Consider the following 10,459-nt stretch of genomic DNA (forward strand, 5'->3'; position numbering starts at 1 on the left):
TTATTGTGTTAAGTTAATCTTCGCACCTTTAATATCTACGCCGGATTTTCCAGAGGCGGACAGCGATTTTTGCGCCTCTATTTTAATTTCCTGAGCATGGGTAATAAGATTCTTAGCGGAATTAAGCGTGATATCTTTATCCTGTTGCAGAGATAAGGTATGTTTTCCGCTATTTAATGCGAGGGTTTTATCTTGCTGATTAAAGAGTAATGCTTGCTGATTTTCCCCCTGTTTAATCACTAAGGTTTTCACCGGATTTTTTTCACTCGGTTCTAACGGCGCTTTGTTTTTAGGATTGTGCATCGAGCCTAATATCACCGGGAAGCGAGGATCACATTCAAAGAAGCCGATAATCACCTCATCCCCCGGTTCAGGGTAGAAGCAAAAACCACTTTCATGGCTGGCGTAAGGTTTACCTAGGCGGGCAAAAAGGGTGCCGTTGGTTAAGTTTAACGCCGGTATTTTGACCGGAATGCGGCCTAATGATTGGCTATCTCGCTGGTATTTTTCCACGATCCCGACATGCAACTCTTTCGCCTGTGGGACAACGTGCTCTGTTTCCGGTAGTAGCCCCAGCGTTAGCCGAGTACGCCAGCCTTGCCGTTGATTGAGGGTCTGACTGACACCGGTGATAATCGCCTGACCATCCATCCCCTGACCAAAGCCGTTTAACGCCAGAATATCTCCCGTTTGATAACGGTTATCACCTTCGACTTCAAAATTACCGGAGACGTTGTGGCTTCGGCGGTTATTCAGGATACCTTGAGCAAGCTGTTTAGCCTGTTCATTATCCAATGGATAGCTGAAAACCCACTGCCATGGTTGGTTGGTCAATGATGTCAGGTTGTCTGTGGCGAGTTGATTGCGACCAAGGCCGCTGTTTTTTACCTGATGGGCTGGAGACAGCTTCTGTTGGGCGATATCCCAGGATTGTACATTCACTGTTTTGGGATTGCGTTGGTTATCCCATTGCAGATTCGCTTCAAATAGCACCGCATCCTGATGGTTGGCTCGCTGGTGGAGGGTATGCACGGTTGACCGATTAAGGGATTCCGGGGTGACCAGCGTCACGCTATCGTTGCCGGGCAGCAGCCAAGTACGGGTCGCGAACAGCCGGTTTTTTAGAAAAGCCCAGTCATTGCAGCGAAATTGCACCATTTGCTCATGCACCGTTTTAAGCTGAGGGGCTGGTTTTATCGTGACAGGGATACCCGCTTGGCTAAACAACTTCTTGATAATCGCCTCATCACTCTGTTTGTTGAACAGTTGCGAGTGAAAGTTGTGAGTTAATTTTTGCAACGAATGTTTGGCGGTCAGAGTAATGATGCTGTCTTGACCTTTAAGCCCCAATGTTTGCCGAACGATGATCCCCTTAAACACCACGGCTTTTTCGATCTGCACGCTAAGTTGATGATTAGGGCGGCAACTTGCCAGTTCAGCTTGTGCCTTGGCATCAAAAATATGGCAGGCATCACCGGCGATCCCTAGCGTGATGCTAGCCGAGGGGATGCCATTAATATGATGGTTAACGGTCAGAGTGATAACCGTAAATTGACTGAGGGCTTTGCCGTCTATTTTGATCGTTATCGCTGGTATCTTCATGCTTTCCTCTGTGCTTGCAACGTTTGTCCGGGGGTAAAGTCATCAAGATTATCCAGACCGTTTTGCCAGGCCAGCGAGAGATAATCAATACCTCCCGCCAAAGAAGCGCCGGCGCCTAAGGCGATCAACGGCAGGGAGAGCATATCCGTGACGTTAACCGCAGTAGCCGGGGGTGATTTTAATTGCTGCTCGGTGGCTTGAATCACAAAGCTTTCATCTGCCACCAGAGATAGGGTAGCGCTGGCCCGCAACGGTGTGGCATCCCGATCAAACAGGGTGTAATGAAGGCTGAGACCACTGGCCCGACAGGCAAAATAGCCTTTGTTTCCCCAACGCATTTTGCCCCATTTGATTTTAAGAAAGTGAGGAACGTGAGTACTGGCATCCACGGCACATAAGGCTTTTAGCGTTGCCAATTGCGTTTCTACCGGGGTGTTGTGGCCGGGCATGGTGGCGTCAAATAACAGGACTAATGACAGTCCCGCCGGTTGGGATAACACATAGCGGCTGCTTTGGTTGACACTGTTAATGCTTTCATCCTGCTGATAACGGGTTTGATAATCGAGCTGGATGGCATCGGGGTTATACATTGCCTGTAAACTGCCTACCGAGGTTTTCCCCTCACGGTCCTTGAAAGCGGTGAGGGTGAGTTTGGACAGGCTGCGTTCAATTAAGCTCATAATGACCTCCTGTTTCACGCAATGCATCTAATACTGCTTGTTTCACTTTTTCAATCAGGTCGGCGTTATCCAGCACTTCCTGCGTCAGTGTTCGTGGAATGACCGAGTGACTCGCTGAATCGGTCACTTTAGCCTGAATAATCAGCTCCTTAATTTCAACAGTCATGCTTTCACTCCTAACCAACGCATATCTTGATAACGTAATTCCAGCGCGTTCACCAGCACCGTATTGCTATTGGCATCAAGGTCGCCAGTAGACCAGCGAACCGGCAGGGCGTTACTTAATGTCCAGCTTGCCACGGGAATTGAATGTTCATTCAGTAGCATGATAACCACATCGGCATACACGGCTTTCTCGCCGCGCAGGACGCGATCAAACACCCAGGTCAGCGGCGTGACGGTCATAACACCGCGTTCCAGTACCAAGCTACCGTGCTGGATCTTCTCCGCTAGCCAAACGTTTCTGGCATTTTCTCCGCCCTGACTGTGTTGGGTGGTTTGCAGTTCACGGCTCAGCCCCGATATCCGTTGAAAGGCAATGTCGAGTGGACTGGGGATATTGTTAAACAGAAAACTGGCGATAAAACGGTGTGACACCGACGGGGTGTATAAATTGTTCATATTTTTCCCCTGCTTAATGGGTGATCCCGGTACGGGTATCAAATGTCAGATTCAACTCGATAAATTCCGCCGGAATGAGTAGCGCCAGCCTGATCTTCATGATCATTTTCCCGGCCCGTAGATCCGCTTCGCTCATCGATTCGTCAACCCCCAGCAACACCTCAAATGCTTGATCTTCCTGCGTACCGCGCAGTCCGCCATTTAGCCATAACTGACGTAACCAGTTGTAAGCCTGACCTTTAAACTTCATCCAGGTGATGGCGTTATTGGGTTCAAACACAAAGGCCCGGCCCAGTTGAGTCATATGGGCTTCGATATAGGAAACCAGACGGCGTGTCTGGATATAGCGCCAGGGAGAATCGGGGGTATTGTCCAGCGTACGGCATCCCCAGATCTTGATCCCTTTGCCGGGGAAGCTGCGCACCAGATTCAACGAAGGGCCATTCTGATTAAACAGGGCATCGGCTTCAATGTGAGAGCGTATTGGGCTTATCACCTTGGCTAACGCGACATTCGCGGGGGCGTGCCAGACCGCCATTTGGTTATCGTGACGCTGAATGACGGCGGCCACCGCCGCAGTCGGCGAAAGAACAACAGGCCGATCTTGTTCCTGATAGGCACTGTTCAATCTTGGCCAGTATGCGGCACCCCATTGCCGATCACTGGAAGAGAGATGCGTTAAACATTTCGCGGCTAGGGCGGGATCATCGGGGGCATCCAGCAATCCCATGATGCCGCGTCGGCACTGGCAGAGACTAAGTACTGATTGCCAAAATTGTAGCCAGAACTGAATCTTGTCGTATTGATCGATTTCCGAATCGGGAGCATCCATCTGATTCAGATAGACAATATCGGGAACCACAATCAGCGTGATAGCACTCTGTGCCGCAATCGCTTGTTTAACCCAATCTTGCTGTAGGGTAAAGCTCAATGAGTGAAAATCGCCGCGGGGTTTATCAGATCCTAACGACAGCACATAGGCTTGTTGACCCCCGTTGTCAAAAAAGTGACGCACGGAATAGTATATTAATCCTGATTCACCAAATGACAGGGTAAAATCGGTCAGGCTGTTGAGCTTGACGGCGGTTTTGTCACTAACATGATTGTTTTTAGCATGATTGTTTTTACTCGGTTGAGTATAGCCGATAAAAACCGGCACACCGATAAACGCCTCATCTTGTTGCTGGGATAGCAGGTTCTCCGTGATGGTGACGCCGGGCTGTTTTATTTCCATTTTCGGTTCCTCACTAGAACAGGCGCGGCGAACCGCGCCTTAGTATGGTTACTGTGTTACATTTTGCGAAAATTGCAGGATAATAAATTCAGCCGGACGGACCGCCGCCATCCCAACCTTAACCACCATTTTACCTTGTTTAATGTCAATGTCGGACATGGTGACACCTTGACCAATCTGGACAAAATAGGCTTCCTGCGGGCTATTACCAGCCAGTGCCCCTTGCTGCCAGAGTTGATGGAGATAGTTGTCAATGGCTGAGCGGACCCGTTCCCAGGTGGGTTGACTGTTGGGTTCAAACACGGCAAATCGCATGGCTTGCTTGATATCCCGTTCTGCCGCATTAAATAAACGCCGAACCGGAATGTAGCGCCAGTTATCATCATCTTGCAGAGTACGTGCGCCCCAGACGACAAAACCTTTGTTGGTGAAATAGCGAATAGCATTGATACCTTTTTGATTCATGGTGCTTTGTTCATTGTCGCTGAGCCGATCCGCTACATCACTAATCCCGCTGAGAACAACATTCGCCGGTGCTTTCCAGACGCCCCGACGAGCATCGGTAGCACAATAGACACCTGCCATCACTGCACTGGCGGGAATGAGTTTTTTGTTATCAGCAATTTTTTGTTTTATTGCCTCGATAACTTGCTTATAGAGTCCTGAGTTTTGCTGTTTGAGTTCTGCCAGATGGGTAACTTTTGCATCCTGATAACCTGAAACCGTGACGCTACTCTCCTCCATCTGAATAAGTTGTGAGGTTTTCACTGCCGGATAATAAGTCGCGGTTTGTGAAGGCACATTAGCGCTGATGATGGGTGTTTTATCTGGATTATCCGCGATAAGAAAATATCCTGCTTTTAATAAAGGGGTCAGGCTGCCATATATTGCATTCTGATAAGAAAAATCCCGTTCAGGGCAGACGATCAAGGTAATGTCTAAAGCCTGCTCAATTAACTGAGGGATTAATGCCAGTATGTTGGTCTCTTCTGAATTAGAAATTGGCAGGATATAACAAGGTCCGCCACCATTTTGGAAATAAAGTTTTAAAGCATCACTGCTTGTCGTGTAGGTTACGGTAATCATCTGATGAATGTAATGAGTGCTTTTACCGTCTACGTGAAGAGTAGGCTTTGTTACAGGGGCAACTGCTGCATAGTCTTGGGCTTCCGCATTAGCTTTAGTTTCTGCGTTGTGTTTGTTATCTGCATGACCTTCGCTTTTCTCAGGAACAGAAAGGGAAGGGGGTGGAGTAGACTCAGTTGATTTGACGGTTACCGACGTAATACAACCCACATTGAACAGATTAGTGAAATCCAACCAGCTACTCACGCGTGTTATTTGTGGCGTTGCGCTGATTTTTTTCGGTGAGAAACGGCCAATAAAAACCGGGATTGCCGTGTTCCCTTGGCTAACGGAGAGAGCCAGTGATGCATCTTCTTCAATATAGACGCCAGGATAAGTTGGTGTAGTTGGTATAGCTGGCATGTTGCCTCCGATTATTGAGCGATGTTCTGCGTAAACTGCAAGATAATAAATTCGGCTGGACGAACTGCCGCCAGACCCACTTTGACAATCATTTTGCCCTGCTTGATATCGTCATCGGTCATGGTGAGACCTTTACCGATTTGGACGAAATAAGCTTGTTCGGCTTTATTGCCCATCAACCCGCCTTGCTGCCACAAAGTATGGAGATAGTTATCGATAGCGCGGTGGACGGCTTTCCAAGTGGGTTGGCTGTTGGGTTCAAATACCATGGCATTCATGGCATTTTTAATATTTTGCTCTGCACTGTTAAACAGGCGGCGGACCGGGATATAACGCCAGTTATCGCTGTCCTCAAGTGTACGGGCACCCCAAACCAGCGTGCCGCTCTTAGGAAAGGTACGGATCATATTCAGTGCCTTGCCTTGGTTATATTGCGTTTGCAGATCATCGGTTACTGGGTATTTAGGTTGTAATCCGCCCTGAATCGGAACGTTAGCGGGTGCTTTCCAAACCCCCCGGCTGTTATCGACACTGGCATAGATACCGGCCATAACCGCACTGGGCGGAATATCAATGGCGGTTTTATTTTCTCCCCATTCAGCGGTCAGCCAAGGGTAATAAACTGCGCCATAAGCAGTAGGGGAATAAGATTTGAGCGCTTTTTCTGGTTCTTTTATATCGGTATCACTTTGTGGGCCGTCAAAAATGGCAAATAACCCTTTGCCCGGTTGACAAAGTTTCCCTGTCACCTCATTGATCTCTTCTCCGGCAGCAACTAATAATGTCACATCGTCAAGTTTTGGCACGTGTGTTTCTAACTCTTTAGTTTTGACGAGATAGCAATATCCACCGCCGTTAATAAAATAGGCACGCAGTGAAACGTCAAGGATATTCTTGGGATTAAATGGTTCTCCGCCTTTTAGTGTCAAATAGTTCATCCAACTACTAACACGAATATAGGGTTTATCTGATATTAATGAACTGTTGTTTGCAACAGCAAAGACCGGCACTGCTGTTGCACTGGAACGAACGGAGAGTGCGGGTGAAGCGTCCTCTTCAATATAAACGCCGGGATAGGAATATGTTGGCATGTTGCCTCCAATTATTGTGCAATATTTTGAGTAAACAGCTTTATAAATGAGTCTTAAGCCGCTTGAATAGTGACTCGATCTGCGGTCAGGCTAATTTCCTGAACCGCGACTTCATTGCTGGTGGCATCAAAAGCAGGAGCGGTTAATGAAGTTGGGAAGGCATTTGCCACGCTCCAGGTCATCAGGATTTCAGTGCCGGCTTCGTTGGTTAAACTAATTGAAATATCTTTTTTCTCGACCTGATTAAGTTGAATAGAATTAAGCCAATCAAAAAGTTTAGTATCACCGGAGAAGACACCTTTACGCAGCGTAATATTGATCGCCTGACGTTGGCCGGGCATTTTATAATAATTACCGGTGCCGTCTTTATATTCGATGACGTCATGAGAAATATCGAGCCCGGAAACACTGTTAAAAGGGACTTTCTCATCACCAATTGAGACAACAAACCGATAAGTAGGGATCGGATATTCAACAGCGATTTGTTCTGGAGTTGTAGACATGATTTATTCCTTGATTGGTTATTTATGTTTAAAAGATAAACAAAGCGTTATATACCCGTCATCTTTCAAGTTGCTTCTTTGTTGGCTGCACTCACTCACCCCGGTCACATAGTTTGCTATGCTCCCGGGGATTCGCTCCCTTGCCGCCGCGATGCATCTTGAAATCCATTGGGTATAGATTGTTTTGATTAACACTAAGGTTTTGATTAGCTCCGAGCTATAGCTATAGCTACCGCAGCAACCTGCCTTATGGCGGTTATTATTTATGCTGAAAATATTTATTTCGCGATTATTTAGTTCGCATTTAATAAAGCGGCCTGATTATAAGTAATGAATATTTTTAGGGAATATTAATTAATAGTGTGTGATAATTATTAATTGGTATGGTAGGAGTTACTCATTTTAGGTATTAAGCGCGGTTTTATTTGTCTTTGGGGATAGGAAAATTATGAATGAATGATTATTTTCTATTTTGTCGATTAATTGATGATCAAAAGAGTGAGTGGAGAAGATCGTGTTGAGCCTATGATTTGCTTTTTTCGAAGGATAAATGAAACATAAGGGTAGCAACCATAGGCCCTTCATTAATTCAAGGCTCTAAGAATTTCATCTGACAATGATTTCGATTTTACTGCTTGATGGAAGCCTTCTTCTGGATGAATCATCGAACCAAGTCTGGTTTTGATAACTGGTTTACCATCAAAGTAAATAAACAGCTCTTTCCCTAAGTTTCTTGCTAAAAAAAGTTTGAATCGGTCACTACAATTCAGCCCTTTCTTAACCTTAATAAAAATGTTATTGGCATTCACAGGTAAATCATCACCGATTTCTTTTGCAGAAAGAGCTTGTTCTACACAAGGTTTGGATAAATGAAATGTTTCATTACCTGCGATGTAATCAAGAGAAAGTGGTTGTTTCTGCGAAACACACCCTGTAAGACCAAGGATAATAGACAGCGTAAGAATTAATTTAGTCATTCAGTTTGCCCTCATTATTGACATTAGTGTTCTCAATTATAGCTACCAAAAGAGGTTATTTTATGCAAGTTATTTTTGTCCTTCGCCAGTTTGATTAATTAAGTGCAGGTAAGTTTATAGGAGGCTAGTTCCTCTTTGGTTATTAATTAATGGCGTATTCGCTCCCTTGCCGTCGCGATCCATCTTGAAATCCATTGGGTATATGAACTCTGTTTGGATGCCAAAATCAATAATAAACCGTCACATCAGGCGCATGAACATTGAGGTTTTGACGGAACAGAACAAGTCATTTTGTTTCCGCAAACAACTCACCTAATCGCATTCCCCATGCTCTTAAGGTGTCATTTTGCTCCCTATAAATAGGAACAAAAATGCCGATTTTGAATATCGGCATTTTGCTGTAAAAGAGAAGATTAATTTAACGCTTCAATTTTATCTCGGCTCAGTCCGGTACTGGTAACAATAATGTCCAAACTCACGCCATGCCGTAATAAGGCACGAGCCGTTTCCACTTTACCTTTCTCTCGGCCTAGTTCAATACCTTCCTCTCGGCCTTCCTCTCGGCCTTCCTCTCGGCCTTCTTCTCGGCCTTCTTCTCGGCCTTCTTCTCGGCCTTCCTCTCGACCTAGCTCAATACCTTGCTTGATACCTTGCTCAAGCCCTTTTTGTTCAAGCTGTTCTGCAATAGTCATCAACATCGTTTCATGCTCCGGAGATTGTTCAATCAGTTGATGGACAAATTGTGAGAGATCCAGCGTATGTCCATTCAGTAAAATATAGAGTAACACCACATTGCGCTGCTCAGTTGTATTATACCCCGCATTCAAGAGTTCCACCAATTGGAGGAGCCATTCCTGCATATCCCGGCAGCGAATATGTTTTTGCACCAGCTCCATCAGGGCAACCCCTTTATGCGTCAGGATCTCTTCATCGCTGAGCACACTGACGTCCACCAACGGAAACGCCTGACGGTATAAGCGAGCCGCCTGTTCAGGGAGCGTAAAACAATCCAGCCACCGGTTTGAGTAAGGATACGGCCGAATCTCACCATGATAAAACAGCAGAGGTGCCACCAACGGGAGTTCAGTATGGCCTTTTTTCAGGTGAGCCGCCATGGCTAACATGGCATAATACATCAGCCGCCAGGCCATTAACGGGTCAGGGGTGGACTGATGTTCAATCAGGCAATAGATATAGCCCTGTCCCCGGGCCGTTTCGACCGAGTACAACACATCACTGTGCAGTTGACGTAAATGCTCATCCACAAAACTGCCGGGCTCCAGTTTCAATGTGGCTAAATCACACAACAACTGGATTTCTTCGGGCAGATAAAGGGATAAAAACTCCCTGGCCGTTTCAGGCTGCGTTAAAAAATATTTGAATAATCCGTCATGGTGAGGCCGTTTTTCTTTGTTTGCCACAATCTGTTTCTCTGTCTTATTAGTTAGTCATTACCATTTATAGTATTTCTACCAAGTTACAAAAAACATTGTCTCAGATTTCCTCAGGCAAATCTTTACCGAATGCATTAATAGAAGAGCCTAAAGAATAAAATATCAGAAAAGGAAAAACGAGAAAATATTATATTTACAACAACTACTTTATGAAAGCCATTCATTTAAATGAGTTTTTAACTTGCATTCGCATAATAATAACCATCTTATCAAAATATCGATTACTTATATTTCCATTAATCTTGGATTCACATAATAATTGTCATTCTCATTAAGAGAAAAATTTACAATGGATTTTGCTAAAACCCTACGTCTTAAAATACCCTAAAAAAGTATCCTTACAAGTAAAAATAAACCTTGGCTTATAATTTGAATTGTATATTTTTAGTGCATAACACTATATTAAGATAAATTCCAAACAACAGATTACTTATTATGGATGCTTTAGATAAATTTTACGAAAGAAATCCTTCATCCAGAGGATACTTGGATAACAGTACCAAAGATACCGTCCAATACTTCATTTTCTGACATCGCTACTCCCAAAAGCGGTGACGATTTATCAACAGGTTTTTTAAATGTTATGGGATGGTGCTTGGCATTCTGATCCTAAGTTAAAGAGTGATTAAGATTATAAATAGCTTTCCATAATACCGATACACTTATGTCTTTTGTTTTCTTTTTGAACAATATTGGTTCTGTAGCCTATCTCATTGATTCTACGGACCGCTTGGATGGAAAGGCTGTATGTCTTGGTACACAAGGGCTGGTTGGAAGTGGAGCATAATTATGGAAACTTATTTAATTTG

10 protein-coding genes and 1 pseudogene are annotated in these 10,459 nt (G+C 45.0%); all 11 read right to left on the reverse strand.

The genetic code is table 11. The features are described from left to right. Entirely contained in the window at positions 1 to 1,602 is a 1,602-nt protein-coding gene (locus SLS51_RS08880; protein WP_323837477.1) for a phage baseplate assembly protein V, read from the reverse strand. Continuing rightward, entirely contained in the window at positions 1,599 to 2,282 is a 684-nt protein-coding gene (locus SLS51_RS08885; RefSeq protein WP_323837479.1) for a CIS tube protein, read from the reverse strand. The genes SLS51_RS08880 and SLS51_RS08885 overlap by 4 nt, the downstream gene beginning before the upstream one ends. Further along, positions 2,269 to 2,448: a DUF5908 family protein gene (locus tag SLS51_RS08890; RefSeq protein WP_323837481.1), complete on the reverse strand. Its 180-nt coding sequence runs from the start codon at positions 2,446 to 2,448 to the stop codon at positions 2,269 to 2,271. The genes SLS51_RS08885 and SLS51_RS08890 overlap by 14 nt, the downstream gene beginning before the upstream one ends. After that, the gene (locus tag SLS51_RS08895) at positions 2,445 to 2,903 is read right to left on the reverse strand and encodes a phage tail protein (protein ID WP_113024977.1); all 459 of its coding nucleotides are present in this window, start codon (positions 2,901 to 2,903) and stop codon (positions 2,445 to 2,447) included. Before SLS51_RS08895 ends, SLS51_RS08890 begins: the two co-directional genes overlap by 4 nt. A 13-nt stretch (positions 2,904 to 2,916) precedes the next feature. After that, positions 2,917 to 4,137: a phage tail sheath C-terminal domain-containing protein gene (locus SLS51_RS08900; RefSeq protein ID WP_323837486.1), complete on the reverse strand. Its 1,221-nt coding sequence runs from the start codon at positions 4,135 to 4,137 to the stop codon at positions 2,917 to 2,919. Between the two features lie 48 nt (positions 4,138 to 4,185). Then, positions 4,186 to 5,616 carry a phage tail sheath family protein gene (locus tag SLS51_RS08905; RefSeq protein WP_323837512.1) on the reverse strand — a complete coding sequence of 477 codons (1,431 nt, stop codon included), beginning with the start codon at positions 5,614 to 5,616 and terminating at the stop codon, positions 4,186 to 4,188. A 20-nt stretch (positions 5,617 to 5,636) separates the two neighbouring features. After that, positions 5,637 to 6,716: a phage tail sheath family protein gene (locus SLS51_RS08910; RefSeq protein ID WP_323837488.1), complete on the reverse strand. Its 1,080-nt coding sequence runs from the start codon at positions 6,714 to 6,716 to the stop codon at positions 5,637 to 5,639. A gap of 53 nt (positions 6,717 to 6,769) precedes the next feature. Beyond that, entirely contained in the window at positions 6,770 to 7,219 is a 450-nt protein-coding gene (locus SLS51_RS08915) for a phage tail protein (protein ID WP_011145991.1), read from the reverse strand. Positions 7,220 to 7,803: 584 nt separating this feature from the next. Further along, positions 7,804 to 8,196, reverse strand: coding sequence for a hypothetical protein (locus SLS51_RS08920; RefSeq protein ID WP_323837490.1), 393 nt, complete (start codon positions 8,194 to 8,196; stop codon positions 7,804 to 7,806). A gap of 413 nt (positions 8,197 to 8,609) precedes the next feature. Next, entirely contained in the window at positions 8,610 to 9,617 is a 1,008-nt protein-coding gene (locus SLS51_RS08925; protein ID WP_323837492.1) for an Rpn family recombination-promoting nuclease/putative transposase, read from the reverse strand. A 534-nt stretch (positions 9,618 to 10,151) separates the two neighbouring features. Beyond that, positions 10,152 to 10,289: pseudogene (locus tag SLS51_RS08930) on the reverse strand (type VI secretion system tube protein Hcp); the annotation flags it as partial. Positions 10,290 to 10,459: the final 170 nt, after the last annotated feature.

It is taken from the genome of Photorhabdus africana (assembly GCF_035181445.1).
GTDB lineage: Bacteria > Pseudomonadota > Gammaproteobacteria > Enterobacterales > Enterobacteriaceae > Photorhabdus > Photorhabdus laumondii.

Excerpts from the sequence above, each read along its gene's own strand:
- SLS51_RS08890 (WP_323837481.1), bottom strand. The coding sequence starts at position 2,448 with ATGACTGTTGAAATTAAGGAGCTGATTATTCAGGCTAAAGTGACCGAT.
- SLS51_RS08885 (WP_323837479.1), bottom strand. The coding sequence starts at position 2,282 with ATGAGCTTAATTGAACGCAGCCTGTCCAAACTCACCCTCACCGCTTTC.
- SLS51_RS08920 (WP_323837490.1), bottom strand. The coding sequence starts at position 8,196 with ATGACTAAATTAATTCTTACGCTGTCTATTATCCTTGGTCTTACAGGG.
- SLS51_RS08910 (WP_323837488.1), bottom strand. The coding sequence starts at position 6,716 with ATGCCAACATATTCCTATCCCGGCGTTTATATTGAAGAGGACGCTTCA.
- SLS51_RS08895 (WP_113024977.1), bottom strand. The coding sequence starts at position 2,903 with ATGAACAATTTATACACCCCGTCGGTGTCACACCGTTTTATCGCCAGT.
- SLS51_RS08880 (WP_323837477.1), bottom strand. The coding sequence starts at position 1,602 with ATGAAGATACCAGCGATAACGATCAAAATAGACGGCAAAGCCCTCAGT.
- SLS51_RS08900 (WP_323837486.1), bottom strand. The coding sequence starts at position 4,137 with ATGGAAATAAAACAGCCCGGCGTCACCATCACGGAGAACCTGCTATCC.
- SLS51_RS08915 (WP_011145991.1), bottom strand. The coding sequence starts at position 7,219 with ATGTCTACAACTCCAGAACAAATCGCTGTTGAATATCCGATCCCTACT.